Here is a 16,377-nt window from a genome sequence, read left to right as displayed (position 1 = left end):
ACGCACGCACCACTAAACCACGTATAGTTTGTCCTTATTCCCAGACAAAATACGTGGCAACCGGTCACATTATCGTAGAGTTGTTTATGTTTGAATTCCTAAAATCTCGCCCATTATCAGATAAAGCCTCGCCACAATCGCCGAACTCTATGCCTTTTGTTCATTCATTGTGTATGAGTAGCCGCGCTATTAATCAAACCACGCTATCGGCCTTATCTTGCCCTCATGGTAAAACACCCTTGGTACTGGCTTTTATCTCGCCACATTTACCCTTTGAAGCAACAACCCAAAAACTCCAAGCCGCGATGCCTTTTTGCCAAACTCTAATCACCATAATGACAGCCGGTGAACTGGGTGGTGGGCATTCTTCGCTGTATCACACCACAGACGGGCAATGGGATAACATTGTTTTGCAAAGTTATGGCGACAATGTCATTGAATCTGTCAGCGCAGCGACCGTGCCCTTACATTGTGAAGACATTAAACGCGGTACACCGACCTTATCGCCCAAGGCACGAATAGAAAAAATCACACGTTCGTTGCAACAGCTCAGGGTTCCTTTTCCTGTCGACGCCCAAGACACAGTCGCACTCACCTTTTTTGATGGTCTTAGTGGTTCAGAGAACTTCTTTATGCAGGCCCTTTATGCCACCCGCCGTTTCCCTTGCTACTTTATGGGTGGCTCTGCCGGCGGTACCCTGGATTTCAATGCAGCCAAGTTAGCACTCAACGGTAAACTACTCGATAACCATGCCGCGCTAGCTTTTATCAAGTTGGCCCCCGGTATCCGCTATGGCATCATGAATAGCCATAACTTCAAACCGACTCACTTCCACCTCGATATTGCCAAGGGCGATCCTGCGACCCGCGTTGTCACCGATGTATTTGCACCTAACAGCACCGCATTAATCTCTCCGGTAAAAGCGTTATGCGACTATTTTAACTGCCAGATTGATCAGCTGGAATCGCACTTAAATGGCTACACGTTTGGCGTAAAAATTGGCGAGCATATTTATATTCGCTCAATCGCTGCGATTGATCACCAACAGGGCGCCCTACACTTTTTTTGTGATCTTGATTTTGGCGATAGCTTGTACCTAATGAAGGCGGAAGATTTCGCTCAAACCACCGCGCAAGATTATCAACGACACCTAAAAGACAAGCCACGCCGTCCTTTTGCTATGCTAGCCAACGACTGTATCTTACGCCGGGTCAACAATAGCCATTCGTTAGCGCGCGTCACCTGCTTTGATAACATCCCTAGCGTTGGCGGGTTTTCAACCTTTGGTGAGCTATTAGGGGTACATCAAAACCAGACACTGACCGCACTCATGCTTTATAGCGTCGCACCCAACGAGCCTTTTGCTGATGATTTTGCCGATCAATTTGCCATTCACTATGCCGATTACCGTGGCTACAACGCCCAAAAACAAATTAATAGTTTACAAAAACTTGCGGCGCTTCAATCGCACAGCATCGATCGTCTTTCGCGCTACAAATCACTACTGCAATCACTGTTGGACAGTTATAGCGGCGTGGCCGACTACGCCACCGAGAGCGCAGACATTCTCCAAGCTGTCCAACAACAGTTTTCAACACTTGCTAACGAGGTCAAACAACAACACGGGCAAAGCCAAGATCTACAAACCCATACCGACGCCCTGAGTGTGAACGCCAGCCGTATTGAAGAAATTTTAAAAGTGATTGATGGCATTGCCGAGCAAACCAATCTATTGGCATTAAACGCCGCTATAGAGGCCGCACGCGCAGGCGAGCAAGGGCGCGGTTTTGCTGTGGTTGCTGATGAAGTCCGTAACTTATCGCAAAATACGCAAAATAGCCTTAGTACCACTGGAGAGACAGTGAGAAATGTCAACAGCGCCATTGGTCAGATCAGCCATGTGATTGGGCTGACCCTCGAGGTAATGGATAAAGTCCAGTACTCTGCTGATGGGTTAAGCGATGAAGTCACACGACTACTGAGCCTGTCTGAACAAGCGACCGAAAGTATTCAGTCAAGCATTGCTAATATTGAACAAGTACAGCAAGACATGACAGCCATTGATAAGGAGCTTTCTACCATTTTATCGCTCACCCAAAGCCAACAAGTCGCGGAGTAAGCTCTTAACGCATGCACACAGGTAAAGTTCAACCAGGCGATCGTTCATCCGATCGCCTGCGTAAATGGTATGATTGATACGTCAAGAGCTTAGCCACGAGATAAACCATGCGCGGACTCAAAACAACCTTACTGCTCGTTACCTTACTCGGATTAGGTGGGTGCCAATCTGACGATACGGCCAAAGACATGATGGCTGATTATTACCAACGTTTAGGCAATGTGCTTGATGCACCGACGCCCGACTTTACCACTCCAGCGGTGCCGCCGTTGCCACGCAAACGCGATCTAGTCCAGCCACTTGAAGCACTACGAATGGGCGTACTTGATGCCTACGAGCTGCGTCAGTGTGGCTTGTTTAATCTTATCGCCGAGCGCAACTCATCCCTCGGCAAAGTCGCCGATCGCTTTCGCCAACTCGATTATGAACTCAATTTTATTGACACCGCCCAACAGTGTTTACCACAAGTCAAAGATCCGAGCATTCACGCTGAGTTAGAACAGGCACTGGCACTGAAACGCCAACAGCGCGATACCGTAATCTGGAATACCTTGGCTGATAGTGATGCCTGGCGCGGGCAGCTGAGTTTACCGGCCTATACACTCCCCATTGATCTTCCCGCACATAGTAATGCCGTCAGCACCATTGATCAGTTTAGCCATTTACTCAACCACCACCCGGTAGCCAACGAATCGGTCACCGACTGGCAAGAGAGCATTGAAAAGCAACGCATTCTTGGCGCCCTATTTGTTAGCTTGAGCTATCACACCGCTTGGCTTAACCAAACCAGTGCACTGATCGCCAATCACCAAGAAAAAGTCCTGTGTGGCGGCAATTTTGATACGACCCGCCTAGAGCGCCTACAAACCGTGTTTTATAAATTTTACGTCGGCGACGTTCAGCCGTATTTAGCCCGTGTCGATGGCCTTTATCGTGATATTGCGCCAGCGTTGACCCGTTTTGCTACGTTGCAAACACCGGATGCGTTTAGCGCGTATAAAAACGCCTATTGGCAGGGAGAGGCTTACCGCCAATACAAAGACGCGATCAAGCACCATGCAGATGTATGGCAGCAACTTTTTCAACGCTGTGACGTCAAACTGGGGCAATAGCGACGTAGCGAAGCGACTGAAAAAGCGAAAATATCGCCACTTTGATGATCAAATCGCCAAACAAACGCGAATGTACAAAAATATGCGTTGAAGCGCTTGCGCGATAAAGATGAACTCGCTACTATTCACCCCGCTTTCAAGCACTGTGCGTCCGTAGCTCAGCTGGTTAGAGTATCGCCTTGACATGGCGGGGGTCGGTGGTTCGAGTCCACTCGGACGCACCACTTGGCTTGATAGCAAATGGTCAATCGCTTCAACATCGCGGTGGCTGTTCTAAAAAAATGGTATGCGTCTGTAGCTCAGCTGGTTAGAGTATCGCCTTGACATGGCGGGGGTCGGTGGTTCGAGTCCACTCAGACGCACCAAATTTTGAAATACGCGTCCGTAGCTCAGTTGGTTAGAGTACCGCCTTGACATGGCGGGGGTCGGCAGTTCGAGTCTGCCCGGACGCACCACTTCAAATTATCCCCTTCTTTTTTTAGTATCTTGATATATTCCCTTTCGACGCATAAAAAATAAACGTCATGTATATGTTTACGTAGATACAAAAGGCCTGCTTTCTAACAAGCCTTTTTAAGTTGTAACCTACAATTACGCCACTGAGCTATCTACCGCTAAGACAAACTTTTCGATTGCTTTAGCGACACCGTGGTTATCGTTACTTTCGGTAATATAATCCGCGATTTGCTTGGTTGCTTCCATCGCATTGGCCATGGCAATTCCAAGACCCGCATATTTCAACATCGCATGGTCATTTTCTGCATCGCCCATGCAGATCACTTCGTCGGGGTGAATACCTAAGTGTTCTGCAATTGCAGCGACCCCCGCCCCTTTATGACTTGCCGGGTTTAGAAATTCAAGGAAGAAGGGCGCACTTTGCACCACCGTAAACTCCTCGCGCAGCGCTGCGGGTAAAGCACTGATCACTTCATTTAACTTGCTTGGCTCCGCCACCATCAACACTTTAATAATGGGGTGATCATCGCTTAGAGTCTCGAAATCCATCACGGTGATATCAAGCCCGTTGATGTTGGCCTCAATGTCGGTATACGGGTTGAGCGCAGGGGTGATCAATCCGTGCTCGGTGCTAAAGGCATGCACATAGGCACCTAATGCTTCAGCATGTCGAGCGAGCGCTTTGGCAGCTTTACCGTCTAGCCCCTTTTGCAAGATCACCTCGTCAGTCCCCACGTTTTTCACCATCGAGCCGTTGTAATACAGCACAAAGTCTTTATCTGAATGAATATCCAACTCATCCAGCTTAGGTTGCATGCCTTCAAGCGGGCGGCCAGATGCCAACACCACGGCCACCCCTTTGTCACGCGCGCGGGCAATGGCCTGTTTGTTTTCAGCCGATATTTCTTTATCGCTGTTTAACAAGGTGCCATCCATATCTAGGGCGATTAATTTGTACATCGTCAACTTACCTCAACATCAAATTCAAAACGGAATGGATTCCCTCAGCCTTAATCGGCTCTACAGCAATAAGCTATCGTCAATGGGAATAAAGCGATCAACGCTATTCACGAGAGAGTTGGCACTTAACGCAGGCACTCCAAACACGAAGGCTTCGGTATGATAGCGCTCGCGAATTTTGTTCATCAGCAAATCAAAATCGCCATCACCAGAGAGCAGAACCACGGTATCGACATCCGGCGCAGCTTCCATCACATCAATGGCAATGCCCACATCCCAATCGCCTTTGGTGCTACCATCGGCGCGTTGAATATAAGGTTTGAGCTTCACGGTAAAGCCAATGTGCCGCAGTGCATCTTGAAATTTGATTTGCTGATTATCATCACGACGAATGGCATAAGCATACGCGGTAACCACCTCACCCATTTGGCTCAGCGTGTGCCACAACTGGCGATAGTTAAACTGGCGCCCGTAGGCTTGACGTGTGGTGTAGTAGATATTTTGAACGTCGACAAAAACCGCGATTTTTTTCAAGTCAGGCTCACAGTCGGTGGGAGAATTGAAGCCAAAGAGGATACCACATCACGCTACCGTGACGACAATCACAAACGTGGCCGAGTCTAGCAAAAACAAAAAAGCCGCTGATAACAGCGGCTCTCGCAAGAAATATAAACGATTACTGACACTTGGCTGTTTGCTCTGCCTTTGTGAGCATGTCTTGCTGCTCTTTAATCGTTTCTCTCACTATTTTATCAAAAAACTTTCGCTTTTCTTTTGACGACGAGTGACGCACGAAGTCAGAGAAAGCGGTAGATTTTACCTTATTACGCTTGTTCTGCATGGCTTCCTCCTCTCGTGATACCAACGATTTGCTCAAGTGACTCTCGATTGTACTTTTTGCGCAATAGTGCGTCAATGTCATCGACGTTAAAGTGTGGTCTCTTGTTGTCACCATCGACGTTTTTCTCAATAAAAGTGATATCAATCTGATCCCTAAATAGTTTCTTTAATTCACTCACAACACGTTGCGATTCTAGGAACTGATTAATGAAGACTTCACTAGGGACACGACGGCCTTCAACGCTTTCTCTCGCTTTCACTAACCGCCAAGCTTGCATTGGCTCTTGATATACAAAAACAATCATAACAAAGCGGCCTTTTTTCAAGGATCGTTCAATATTATCTTTGGCTTTATCGAAGTTGGAAAGCGTTGAATCAAGAATAAAGCTTACTCTTCGCTTCAAAGCGCGATCATGAATAGCCTCTACCAAGATTGTAGCTGGACGCTGAAACAAGGGCGAATTATAACCTTGATAATCTTCAAACTCCTTTCTTAACTCGTCGTTCTCTATGTGCACCAATGTCAGATCGTGCTCATTCTTGAACGCACGCACCATCGCTCTAGCCGCTTCCGTTTTACCTGCGCCTGGCGACCCTGCCATAAATACAGAAGCCGCTTCCTCCTCCTCGGGTAAATGATCAACAAGCTTTCTGGCAATCACTTTTTTCATTGCTTTTGCTTGCTTTATAGCTTTATCCGTAATTTGTTGATCATCCATTGAATTCGCCTTTAAACGAGCAACGTCATCTAACAATCCTAGCACTCTGTTCGGGCGCTAAGTCATTAACTCAACCCAACAATATTACCCTCATCATCGAGGTCAAGTTTCATAAACGCCGGTTTTTCCGGCAATCCGGGCATGGTCATCACATTGCCGCATAAGGCATAGACAAATCCGGCACCGGCACACAATTTCAACTCGCGGATCGGTACATCAAACCCTTGCGGCGCGCCTTTAATCGTGCCATCCGTTGAAATTGACAGCGGCGTTTTCGCCAAACACACAGCTAAATCATCAAGGCCTTGTTGCTTAAATTGTTGCAGCTGCTGCTTAGCAACATCACTGAGCGTGACACTCCCTGCACCGTACCCGACTTCAGCCACGGCCATCAGCTTTTCTTCTAAGCATTGATCGGCTGAATACAAAGGCCTAAAGGTCGAAGGAGCGGCACATTGAGCCATGACTTTCTTTGCCAGTTCACGCGTGCCCTCGCCGCCGTGAGCAAAGCCCTCACTGACGGCAACTTGTACCTGGTTGGGTAACGCCTCGATCATGGCTTTTAATGTCGCAAGCTCAGCATCGCTATCTTGCGGGAAACGGTTGATTGCGACCACCGCCGGCACACCATATTGATTTACATTGTTGATGTGCCACTTCAGGTTTTCAAACCCTGCCACCAATGCTTCATGATCATCCACAAAAAGTGATTCTGGTAGTGGTTGCCCAGGCAAAAAGTTATAGTGCGTTGAGTTGGCCTTTAAGCCACGTAATGTGGCCACAATCACCGCGCAGTCTGGTGCTTTACCGGATGCTTGCGCTTTGATATTGCATGCCTTCTCAAATCCCATGTCTGAGCCAAAGCCCCCTTCGGTGACGGTATAATCACCCAGCTTAAGGGCAATGTTATCGGCAATAATCGACGAATTACCATGGGCAATATTGGCAAAGGGGCCGGCATGAATTAGCGTCGGCACGCCCTCTAAGGTTTGCATGAGCGTGGGTTCAATTGCCGCTTTCATGCTTACCGCCATCGCCCCCGCCACTTGCAAATCTTCGGTCGTGATCGGCTCACCGGCATGACTATAAGCCAACACAATGCGGCCAATGCGCTGACGTAAGTCACGAAGATCGCTTGCCAGCGCCAGAATCGCCATTAACTCAGAAGCGGCTGAGATATCAAATCCGCCCTCTCGCTCATAGCCATTAATGGTTTTTCCCGGCTCATTTTTGCCCACAGTAACCATGCGCAAGGCGCGATCGTTATGATCCATCACCCGCTTCCACACCACGCGATTCGGATCGATGTTTAACGCTTTTAGTCCGCTTCGAGCTTCAAAGTCGTCATAGCCCAAGCGCTGCTCGTGATAGATGCGCGCGTCAATCGCGGCAGCGGCCAAATTGTGTGCAGCAGTGACGGCATGAATATCACCGGTTAAGTGCAGGTTTAGCTCTTCCATCGGGGCCACTTGTGAATAACCGCCTCCAGCCGCGCCGCCTTTTACCCCAAATACCGGCCCCATCGAAGGTTGACGAATACAAGCGGTCACGGATTGGTTGAGTTTCGCTAACCCTTGCGCCAGGCCGATGGTGGTCACCGTTTTACCCTCGCCCAGCGGCGTTGGGGTAATAGCGGTAACCACGACCAACTTGCCAGTTTGATTAGGCGCGAGGCGCTTCAAACAATTGAGAGAGACTTTGGCTTTGTGGCTGCCTTGGGTTTCAAACTCTGCTTCAAGCAAACCGGCTTGCTTGGCAATGGTAGAAATGGAAGTCAGTGTGGTGTTACGACAGATTTCGACATCAGATAGCATGAAACCCTCTCAATAGAGTATAAAATAATCACGTAAACGTTTGCGTGAAAATGATACCGCTAAAATGACCATTGTAAAGCGAAAGAATACTTGCCGTAAGCGCCCTTTTTGATTTTTATCCCGCCTTACTCGTTCCCACGCAGGAGCGTGGAAACGAGTAACCGAAGCCTCACCAAACCATTCCTTGGTTTATACCGTACACTTAGTGGGTGATAAGGAGATGGTTATGAAAAGCAGCAAGGTTCCGCATGGTAAATGGTCTCGTTTTGGGGCGTTGGCTTCAATAGCCGGGCGAGTGGCGTCGAATGTTGCGTGGGAAGGCACGAAGCAGTTTGCGCAGGGTAACAGACCAAGTCGTAAAGATTTGGTGATGTCACCGGCCAATATTGCCCACGTGGCCGATAAATTGGCAGATTTACGCGGCGCGGCGATGAAGGTGGGTCAACTGTTGTCGATGGATGCGGGCGATTTGATCCCGCCAGAGCTCAGCGATCTGCTCGCGCGGTTGCGTAATCATGCCACGCCCATGCCGCCAAAACAGCTTAAAGCCGTGCTTAACGAACAATGGGGCGACAATTGGCAAGCAGAATTTACCCATTTTCGCTTCTCTCCCATCGCGTCAGCTTCCATTGGTCAAGTGCACGAAGCGTATACCGATGCCGGTGACAAAGTGGCAGTGAAGGTGCAATATCCACGCATCAAAGACAGCATTGATAGCGATGTCGACAATGTCATCACTCTGCTGCGTTTGAGTGGCCTTATCCCCAAAGAGGCGAACTACCAAGCTTTACTCGATGAAGCCAAGCAACAGCTGCATGACGAGGCCGATTATCTGAAAGAAGCGCAGTCGCTTATTCGGTTTGGTACCCATTTAAAAGACGCTGATGGCTTAGTGGTGCCTAACGTATATGCAGCCCTTACCTCGGATCGCATTCTAACCATGAGTTATATGGCGGGTGAACCCATTGAGCAGCTTGACCGTGCTTCAGAAGCGGTACGCCAGCGGGTGGTAAGTCGTTTGTTCCAATTGCTGTTTGAAGAGGTGTTTATGTTTGGGGAGGTGCAAACCGATCCGAACTTCGCTAACTACTTGTATCAGCCAGACACGGGCCGCGTGGTATTGCTCGATTTTGGCGCCACGCGTCAGTATGCACCGACGTTTACCGATGGCTATCGCAAGCTGTTTTTGGCGGCGATAGAAAAAGATAATGCAGGGATTGAAGCGGCGCTGACTCAGATTGGCTTTTTTGCTGAGCATATTTTACCCGAGCAAAAGGCCAGCGTGCTTGAGCTGGTGAACACCGCTTGTGAGCCCATTGCTGCCGATGCGCCATTTGCGTTTGGGCAAGCAGACTTAGCCACGCGTTTACGTAATCGCGGCGTTGCCTTGAGTATGGAGCAAGGCTATTGGCATACGCCGCCGGCCGATGCGTTGTTTTTGCATCGTAAAATTGCGGGCTTGTATTTACTGGCCGCGAAGTTGGATGTCACCTTAAATGTGCGTGCATTGTTAATGCCCTATTTAACCGGCGAGCCACAGACTGAGACAGCGCAAGTTTAATCCCGCTGCGCGACGGGAACGGCATGTTCGATTTAGTCACTATCGCGCAATGCGTCGCAGTACACCACAAGATCGTCGGCGGTCCAATGGGTTGAGACGTTACGCTGAGTCAGTGAGGTTTCAACCCAGCCTGCGCTGACCACCTCAAACCAGTGAGTTAGCATTGCCTCAAATCCTTTGCTCGCCTGCATACCGGTCCAATCTGGGAGGCTAAGCTGAGTGATCACGTTGTCTTGCATGCGTTCGCCTCGGGTAAAACCATCAAAGAAATAGCACTCATTACGATACGCAGCGGCAATGGTTTCTTTGGTGGCACCGTATTGGCGATTCATGCTGGCTTCAAACAAGCTATTATCACGGTGCCAGCGCACATCTAATCGGCCGAGTAACCCTTCACCAAATTGCGCGAACACGTCTAAATCATCAATACTCATGTCGCCATGTACATTAATACTGTCGAGCGGATGAATAAAGTCATCAAAAATAAAGCGGCGTGGTGCATCAGGCAGCGCATGGCGGTGTTTTTCCCAGCGCAACGATAACAACGGTGTACCTAACTCATCTTCCGGACGCTGATCGTTCAGGTGGGTGTTTAACAGTGGCAAATAACGGCGATTAAACCCGACAAACAACGGCGTTTGGTGTTGCTCAGCCAGGTTAAATAAGGTTTCAACGTCTGCGCCTGAAGGGGCAACGGGCTTATCAACAAATACCGGCACGCCAGCTTCGAGGCAGGGACGAATCAAGGCCGCATGCGAGTCGGTCGCGCTATGGATCATCACCCCATCCACACCAAGCGCCAAGCATTCATGGATGTCGGTGGCCGTGTTCGTCACCCGATATTGATATGCGAGCGCAGCCAACTTTTGGCTATCACGGCTACACAAGACCCAATCTAATCCTGGCCAGTTGGCCAATAAGGGTAGATACGCTTTCTGGGCAATGTCGCCAAGCCCGATCGATGCGATCTTCATGCTTTCTCCTTACGTCGTGCGCGCCAGCTGTAGCCCAACCGGATGCGGCCCAACCGAGTGCGGCCTCAGTCAGCGCTGGAAGTCGCCAGCAGAAATCAGTAACCTAGCCGCATTCTACACAGTGTTTATCATTATGAATATTTTAATCTCTTGGCTCTCTCAGGCCGGTGCGTGGTTAACGCCTTGGCTAAATGATATTGCGATGGCTATTGTCGCGTCGCTTTTGGTGGTGTTTGGTAATGACATTAACCGTACCCTACGCCGTTTATTAACCGGACACCATTTTATTGTTCGTACTCTGGTATTTGTGGCAATCAATGCTTTTGGTTACGGCGCTTTCATTATAGCGGTGTCGCCGTGGCTTGCGGGTAAAATGCGTGGATGGCCTGATCATTGGCTGTTTGCCGGCTTAGTGGCGACCTTTATCTTTATCGGGATGTGGGCGCAGCGTCAGCGCCAAATCTAACCGCCCGATAGCCCAGCCCCCTTCCCTGTGATGCCCAATCATCCACTTTATCGTATGGCTGTTTAATTACTAAGCAGCCATACTGTGTAAGCAATCCGATACTGGTATCACAGCGTATTGGTGACAAAAAGGAGATTTGTATGCAACGTGGACTCATGTGGTTTCGCCACGACCTTCGAATACACGACAATCCTGCGCTCGCTAATTTGGCCTCAAGCTGTGACACGCTGACCTGTGTGTTTGTGATTGATCCGAGCTGGTCACGTGCAGATCATTTTCAAAGCAAGCATTTGGGCCCTCAGCGCGAGACATTTTTGTGGCAAAGCTTAACGGAGCTGCACCGTGCCTTAGATGCCATGGGGCAAAAGCTGATTATTCGTACGGGCAACCCGCTGGAAGTGGTGGCGAACCTTTGTATGGATCATGAGTTTGATCTGATTGGCGTCACCGACCACCCTGGTACGCGTGAGCGCCACCAGGTAGACACTTTAGTCAGCCGCTTTCCGCAGCGGGTGGTGGTGTCCGATGCGCATACGCTGTTTACACAACACCAGTTGCCGTTTGATTTACCTGATATCCCGCCAACGTTTACGCAGTTTCGTAAAGCGGTCGAAAAGAAAGGGATCCAACCGCGATTACCCTTGCCGGTGCCTGAGTCATTACCGGCGCCCTTGGCTGGCATGACATCTGAGCCGGCACCACTGTCCGACCGTCGGATTTCCCCGTATCAAGGCGGTGAAATTGCCGGCCGCGCCCAATTGAATCATTTCTTATGGGATACGCACCGGGTCCAGCGTTATAAAGAAACGCGTAATGGTCTTGATGGGTGGGCGTTTTCTTCGCGTTTATCGGCTTGGCTGGCCAACGGTTGCTTGTCGGTACGTTGGGCGGCCGCGGAGTTAAACCGCTATGAGCGCAATGTCGAGCAAAACGAATCGACCTATTGGTTGTATTTTGAGTTGTTATGGCGCGAATATTTTCAGTGGATGCTGTATCACTACGGTGCGCGCTTTTTCCGCTTTAAAGGTATCGCCAATAAACGTCCTCTAACCACGTTTTATGCTGAAGCCTTTATGGCATGGCGCGAAGGCAGTACCGATTTCCCGATTGTGAATGCCGCCATGCGTCAGTTAAAACACACTGGGTGGATCTCTAACCGTAGTCGCCAGTTAGTCGCCAGCTGTTTAATTCACGAGCTTGGGATCGATTGGCGTTATGGCGCGGCGTATTTTGAGCAGCAGCTGATTGATTTTGATGTGGCGGCCAACTATGGCAATTGGCAATATTTGGCGGGTGTAGGGGCTGATCCCCGCGGCAGCCGCCGATTTAATCTCGACAAGCAAGCCGCGCAATACGATCCTGATGGCAGCTTTGTCGCCAAATGGCTAACCAATGAAGAGCCCTTATATTGATGGTGAGGATAATCCGATACTACCCCTTTATTTATCAAGTTACCCATTTATCTACCAAGTTACCCATTTATTTACCTAGTAAAGCGTCGTTCGCTTAGTCTCTCGGCTCGCCGGCTTTTTCGCAGGCGGGTCGGTAGCTATCAATAATCGCGCTCACTTTATCGCTCACCCGGCGTGAGAATAGTAAGGCAATGTGGGTAACCGGGTACACATCGTGGCTAGTCATGCCTTCGATTTTTGTTTCTTCAACCAACACGGTGCCATCACAGACTTGTTTTTTTAACAGCATAGCCGCGGGGCCGAAGGGACAATCTCCGGCGAGGCTGTGCAACGGTGGCAAGTCGACCCAAGGGGTAACGGTATCTGGGATCAACAGGTGCTCACTACGTTGAAATAACCAGCCACCCCACCCAAGGTCACCAAATAAACGAGCAAGTTGAGCACCTTGGTGCGGAGTCCCTAAGGTGATCACCGCACGAACGTTTATCGTGCCAGACGAGAGGCGCTCGGTTTGGCGCTCAAGGTAGCGTCGAATAATCAGCCCACCCATTGAGTGACCAATAAGAATGGCGGGCGTTTGGCCAATAAACGCATCAATTTTAGCGTTTATCTCATCGAAGTCTGGGTTCAAGGTGTTATACGAAAGATTCAGCACCTGATGGCCCTGTTTTTCCAGCCGCTCACACAGGGGGATCAAAAAGATGCCGTGCATGTATAAGCCGTGCAATGTCACAATTTTCATCCCATCTCCCTTTTTAAAAAAAACGCCTCACCCTTCATCGAGTGAGACGTCATTGTGTTTTACTCGCGCTCTATCATCCGTTAGAAAATCAAATGGGCGATACCTGCAACAACGGGAAGCGTCACCAGGGTACGCAAAATAAAGATCACAAACAGCTCCCACAGTTTTACTGGAATCTTACTGCCGAGCAAGAGTGCACCTACTTCGGAGATATAAATCAGCTGAGTGACCGACACGGTGGCAATCACAAAGCGGGTCATTTCGCTTTCAATGTCTGCCGCTAGAATGGCCGGGATAAACATATCAGCAAAGCCGATCACCATGGTCTCGGACGCCTTCACCGCATCAGGAATGTGCAGCAATTCAAGCAGTGGTACAAAGGGTGCGCCGAGAATACTAAAGACGTCGGTATATTCTGCGACCATCAGTGCCGCGGTTCCGATTGCCATCACCACAGGCAAGACACCGAGTACCATGTCGACAGCGTTTTGGGCGCCCTCTTTGAGCACGCTGTTCACCGAGCGGATTTTCTCGGCACGGTTGAGGGCACAATGCAGGCCATAGCTTAACGTAGAATACCCTTCTGGTAATGTTTCCTCGTCACCTTGTCGCTCTGAGTTATCGATTAACGCGTCTTTTTTCCAGCATAAAGGAGGCAAACGTGGCACCACTATTGCCGCCGCAATCCCGGCTAAACATACAGTGAGATAGAACCAGGTAAACATATGCATCAAATTAACTTGTGCAATCACCACCAAGCTAAAACTGATCGATACCGCTGAGAAGGTGGTGCCGACAACCGCCGCTTCTCGCTGGGTGTAAAAGCCCTGCTCATACTGTTTGCTGGTCATCAAAATGCCGACACTACCGTCGCCCAACCAAGACGCCGCACAATCAACGGCCGAGCGCCCCGGCAAACCAAACAGTGGGCGCATGACTTTGGTGAACACCGCGCCCAATAACTCCAATAAACCAAAGCTGGTTAGCAGTGGTAACAATAAACCGGCAAAAATGAATACCGAAAGCAAGGTAGGCAGCAATTCATTAAGCACAAACGCCCCGGTGGTTTCACCCATGATCACTGGCGTACCGATCCCATAAAACGCCATGATGACAAAAACAGCGCCAAATATACGAGTTGCCAACCAAATGGGGGTTACGTTGAATAAGCCATTAAGGAAGCCATGACGTGTGATCACGGCAGGTTTGGTCAAGGTAACCAATACTGAAACAACGGCACTCAACACCACTAAGGCAGTGACGACCGCGGTTGCACTATTACCTAACAAGTCCAACACAGTGCTGGCCATCACCGCAATAGGGATAGTGACACTGTCGCCGAAAGTAATGGGTGTCATGAAAAACAGCAACCCAAGCAGCGATGGGATCGCGAACATCAGAATATTTCTCGTCGAAGGTGCCTTCTTGGAGAGTGTGTCAGTTTTTTGCATACGTCTGAATCCTGAATTTTTATTTATCTCACAGCGAAAACCAACCACTTTGGCGATTAATTATTCACTCACTGTGACTGACTGGCATGCAGATTATCGAATCACACATAGGATGTAAATAACTATTTAGTCATAAATACTGAATAAATACATCGTAAAAGTCGATTCGCCATGCCATTTTCTGGTTTCATAGTTCAACAAACTCTCTTTTGTGAAAAGTTTGTTACACCGTTTTATTGACCAAGATCAGATTCTGTTACTCATTTGTAGGGTATGAGGTGGGTTAGCTCACAGAATAAGCCCAAATATAATCAACCGATAAGGCGCAAACTTGCCTTCAATGCCTGTTAACCAATTTTAAAGTCAATACGGGCATATTCTTTGATCAACCAATCACCAAAGTCATTGAGGAGGGTCATAACAGCACGTTTTTTTACAGGTTTGCGTTCTAGTAGTATAAAAAGTCGCTCAATTGCGGTTTTCTGAGCAGGATAATGTTTGATAAATGCGTCGGCACACTCTTCTAATGACTCACTCCAACGTGCTTCTTTATGCATAACTAACCCAAATGCGGCGCGTATTAAGGTATCGGCGATCGATTGTGCGACGTTGAGCTGGGTATTCCAAGTTGTCGCGGCGGTCACCTTTTGCTTGGCGCGCGCAAGCTTTTCCGATACGTCTGGATTCATGGCTTTTGCCACTTCCCAACTGGCTTCGAACAAGCCAAAACTAAGAGAGAGATCTTGTCCATACAGGCAAATCGCTCTGTGCTTAAAAAAGAAGCCCCAATGGAAGACTTGCGACAGATCGCTAACGTGTGACACTGTCACTATATCGATATGGCAATCACTGATCACTTTGCTATGGCTGGTTTTCAATCGCCACAACAAGGTATTTAACGCATTAGATTGATCAAGCGTTAACGCCTGTTGGCACACAACGGTCAGTGATAACACCGTTTCTTTGACGACCGCACGGCGCCAGACAATATCGCCACTGATATACACACCGTGAAGCCGCTTGCCAAGCAGAGCACGCAGCTGTTTCACCGCTTTGATCATCACGGGAATAAATTCAGATTGGAATGGCGCGCGCCGATCGGGCTCGGGTAAATACGCGGTTCGAGATTGCAACTGAGTCACGACTTTTACACACGGTTGAACAGGCGCGCTATTGTTGGTCATCTGCATTAACAAATCAACGCTCTAACAACGGTTCTGCTTCAATTTTAGTCAGTCTCTGTGATAATCACCAGAGTGGTTCTCTGTGCATGATTTAGGGGGTGCCATACGAATCTCTAGAGCCATGCCCCACTCTTGGCGTTTTTGATAGCTGAGATGCCACCTTGCGCATGTTATAGTACGACCATGCACACCCCAACGAGAGATAATTATGACGCAACACAACCTGCTTAACTTAGAGGATATGATCGAGACCGCGTTTGATATTTTTACCGAAATGGCCCCCGACAACTTGGAGCATGACGATTTGCTGCTTTTTGAATCTCGGTTTGAAGACGAAGGCGGTGCGATTGTGGTCGAGGTTAACAGTGACTGGCCTGAACACGTGGGCGCTGATATAGATTTATCTCAGTGTGCAGAAGTGCAAATTGGACTGGCCGGCGACGAAGTGCTTAAACCTGTATTCGCGCGCATGCTGATTAGCCGCGATATCGATAATAAATTCTGCCATATGCTGTGGAACCGAAACGGAAAGCAGTTGCATTAATGTCCTTACACTTATCTTGAGG

Annotated in this window: 15 protein-coding genes and 3 tRNA genes; 9 read left to right on the top strand and 9 right to left on the bottom strand. The window is 49.0% G+C overall.

What is annotated here, in order from left to right:
* The first annotated feature begins 86 nt into the window (after window positions 1-86).
* From BZG78_RS09280 to BZG78_RS09260, 5 genes are all read left to right on the top strand, one after another.
* On the top strand, window positions 87-2,120 hold the full coding sequence (locus tag BZG78_RS09280) for a methyl-accepting chemotaxis protein (protein ID WP_077661035.1): 2,034 nt from the start codon (window positions 87-89) through the stop codon (window positions 2,118-2,120).
* A gap of 107 nt (window positions 2,121-2,227) precedes the next feature.
* Window positions 2,228-3,232, top strand: coding sequence for a DUF3080 domain-containing protein (locus BZG78_RS09275; RefSeq protein WP_077661034.1), 1,005 nt, complete (start codon window positions 2,228-2,230; stop codon window positions 3,230-3,232).
* Between the two features lie 147 nt (window positions 3,233-3,379).
* Window positions 3,380-3,456: transfer RNA gene (locus BZG78_RS09270), tRNA-Val, on the top strand.
* 64 nt (window positions 3,457-3,520) lie between these two features.
* Window positions 3,521-3,597, top strand: a tRNA-Val gene (locus BZG78_RS09265).
* A gap of 13 nt (window positions 3,598-3,610) precedes the next feature.
* Window positions 3,611-3,687: transfer RNA gene (locus BZG78_RS09260), tRNA-Val, on the top strand.
* 136 nt (window positions 3,688-3,823) lie between these two features.
* On the opposite strand, the gene BZG78_RS09255 is transcribed toward BZG78_RS09260, so the two are convergent.
* The 5 genes from BZG78_RS09255 to BZG78_RS09240 all read right to left on the bottom strand — a co-directional run bounded on the left by BZG78_RS09255 (window position 3,824) and on the right by BZG78_RS09240 (window position 8,021).
* Window positions 3,824-4,648: a Cof-type HAD-IIB family hydrolase gene (locus BZG78_RS09255; RefSeq protein ID WP_077661033.1), complete on the bottom strand. Its 825-nt coding sequence runs from the start codon at window positions 4,646-4,648 to the stop codon at window positions 3,824-3,826.
* Window positions 4,649-4,708: 60 nt separating this feature from the next.
* Window positions 4,709-5,182 (bottom strand): NYN domain-containing protein, encoded by a 474-nt coding sequence (locus BZG78_RS09250; RefSeq protein WP_077661032.1) that lies wholly within the window; start codon window positions 5,180-5,182, stop codon window positions 4,709-4,711.
* Window positions 5,183-5,324: 142 nt separating this feature from the next.
* Window positions 5,325-5,489, bottom strand: a complete 165-nt coding sequence (locus BZG78_RS15490; RefSeq protein WP_198532930.1) for a hypothetical protein — start codon at window positions 5,487-5,489, stop codon at window positions 5,325-5,327.
* Window positions 5,473-6,207, bottom strand: a complete 735-nt coding sequence (locus BZG78_RS09245; protein WP_077661031.1) for a zeta toxin family protein — start codon at window positions 6,205-6,207, stop codon at window positions 5,473-5,475. Before BZG78_RS09245 ends, BZG78_RS15490 begins: the two co-directional genes overlap by 17 nt.
* A gap of 65 nt (window positions 6,208-6,272) precedes the next feature.
* A complete protein-coding gene (locus BZG78_RS09240) occupies window positions 6,273-8,021 on the bottom strand; it encodes a formate--tetrahydrofolate ligase (RefSeq protein WP_077661030.1) in 1,749 nt (582 codons plus the stop codon).
* Window positions 8,022-8,241: 220 nt separating this feature from the next.
* On the opposite strand from BZG78_RS09240, the gene BZG78_RS09235 reads away from it, so the two are divergent.
* Window positions 8,242-9,582, top strand: coding sequence for an AarF/ABC1/UbiB kinase family protein (locus BZG78_RS09235; protein WP_077661029.1), 1,341 nt, complete (start codon window positions 8,242-8,244; stop codon window positions 9,580-9,582).
* A gap of 32 nt (window positions 9,583-9,614) precedes the next feature.
* Here the strand turns inward: BZG78_RS09235 and BZG78_RS09230 are convergent, their stop codons facing one another.
* Window positions 9,615-10,556 carry a Gfo/Idh/MocA family oxidoreductase gene (locus tag BZG78_RS09230; RefSeq protein WP_077661028.1) on the bottom strand — a complete coding sequence of 314 codons (942 nt, stop codon included), beginning with the start codon at window positions 10,554-10,556 and terminating at the stop codon, window positions 9,615-9,617.
* Between BZG78_RS09230 and BZG78_RS09225 the strand changes: the two genes are divergently transcribed.
* Both BZG78_RS09225 and BZG78_RS09220 read left to right on the top strand, forming a co-directional pair.
* A complete protein-coding gene (locus BZG78_RS09225) occupies window positions 10,555-11,022 on the top strand; it encodes a DUF3392 domain-containing protein (protein ID WP_236719582.1) in 468 nt (155 codons plus the stop codon). The genes BZG78_RS09230 and BZG78_RS09225 overlap by 2 nt on opposite strands.
* A gap of 140 nt (window positions 11,023-11,162) precedes the next feature.
* Window positions 11,163-12,434, top strand: a complete 1,272-nt coding sequence (locus BZG78_RS09220) for a DASH family cryptochrome (protein ID WP_077661027.1) — start codon at window positions 11,163-11,165, stop codon at window positions 12,432-12,434.
* Between the two features lie 94 nt (window positions 12,435-12,528).
* Here the strand turns inward: BZG78_RS09220 and BZG78_RS09215 are convergent, their stop codons facing one another.
* From BZG78_RS09215 to BZG78_RS09205, 3 genes are all read right to left on the bottom strand, one after another.
* Window positions 12,529-13,176 carry an alpha/beta fold hydrolase gene (locus tag BZG78_RS09215; RefSeq protein ID WP_077661026.1) on the bottom strand — a complete coding sequence of 216 codons (648 nt, stop codon included), beginning with the start codon at window positions 13,174-13,176 and terminating at the stop codon, window positions 12,529-12,531.
* A gap of 80 nt (window positions 13,177-13,256) precedes the next feature.
* A complete protein-coding gene (locus tag BZG78_RS09210; RefSeq protein ID WP_241827346.1) occupies window positions 13,257-14,627 on the bottom strand; it encodes a YjiH family protein in 1,371 nt (456 codons plus the stop codon).
* Between the two features lie 347 nt (window positions 14,628-14,974).
* Window positions 14,975-15,817 (bottom strand): hypothetical protein, encoded by an 843-nt coding sequence (locus tag BZG78_RS09205; RefSeq protein ID WP_077661024.1) that lies wholly within the window; start codon window positions 15,815-15,817, stop codon window positions 14,975-14,977.
* 202 nt (window positions 15,818-16,019) lie between these two features.
* On the opposite strand from BZG78_RS09205, the gene BZG78_RS09200 reads away from it, so the two are divergent.
* Window positions 16,020-16,355, top strand: a complete 336-nt coding sequence (locus tag BZG78_RS09200) for an HI1450 family dsDNA-mimic protein (protein WP_077661023.1) — start codon at window positions 16,020-16,022, stop codon at window positions 16,353-16,355.
* The last annotated feature ends 22 nt before the right edge of the window (window positions 16,356-16,377 follow it).

This window comes from Salinivibrio sp. MA351 (assembly GCF_001996065.1).
GTDB lineage: Bacteria > Pseudomonadota > Gammaproteobacteria > Enterobacterales > Vibrionaceae > Salinivibrio > Salinivibrio costicola.
The sequence above is the reverse complement of the archived record's forward strand: the minus strand, read 5'-3'. Positions and strand labels throughout refer to the sequence as shown.

Coding starts and splice junctions, on each gene's coding strand:
- BZG78_RS09220 (WP_077661027.1), top strand. CDS start 11,163: ATGCAACGTGGACTCATGTGGTTTCGCCACGACCTTCGAATACACGAC.
- BZG78_RS09215 (WP_077661026.1), bottom strand. CDS start 13,176: ATGAAAATTGTGACATTGCACGGCTTATACATGCACGGCATCTTTTTG.
- BZG78_RS09230 (WP_077661028.1), bottom strand. CDS start 10,556: ATGAAGATCGCATCGATCGGGCTTGGCGACATTGCCCAGAAAGCGTAT.
- BZG78_RS09255 (WP_077661033.1), bottom strand. CDS start 4,648: ATGTACAAATTAATCGCCCTAGATATGGATGGCACCTTGTTAAACAGC.
- BZG78_RS09235 (WP_077661029.1), top strand. CDS start 8,242: ATGGTTATGAAAAGCAGCAAGGTTCCGCATGGTAAATGGTCTCGTTTT.
- BZG78_RS09275 (WP_077661034.1), top strand. CDS start 2,228: ATGCGCGGACTCAAAACAACCTTACTGCTCGTTACCTTACTCGGATTA.
- BZG78_RS09280 (WP_077661035.1), top strand. CDS start 87: ATGTTTGAATTCCTAAAATCTCGCCCATTATCAGATAAAGCCTCGCCA.
- BZG78_RS09205 (WP_077661024.1), bottom strand. CDS start 15,817: ATGCAGATGACCAACAATAGCGCGCCTGTTCAACCGTGTGTAAAAGTC.
- BZG78_RS15490 (WP_198532930.1), bottom strand. CDS start 5,489: ATGCAGAACAAGCGTAATAAGGTAAAATCTACCGCTTTCTCTGACTTC.
- BZG78_RS09200 (WP_077661023.1), top strand. CDS start 16,020: ATGACGCAACACAACCTGCTTAACTTAGAGGATATGATCGAGACCGCG.
- BZG78_RS09225 (WP_236719582.1), top strand. CDS start 10,555: ATGCTTTCTCCTTACGTCGTGCGCGCCAGCTGTAGCCCAACCGGATGC.
- BZG78_RS09210 (WP_241827346.1), bottom strand. CDS start 14,627: ATGCAAAAAACTGACACACTCTCCAAGAAGGCACCTTCGACGAGAAAT.
- BZG78_RS09245 (WP_077661031.1), bottom strand. CDS start 6,207: ATGGATGATCAACAAATTACGGATAAAGCTATAAAGCAAGCAAAAGCA.
- BZG78_RS09240 (WP_077661030.1), bottom strand. CDS start 8,021: ATGCTATCTGATGTCGAAATCTGTCGTAACACCACACTGACTTCCATT.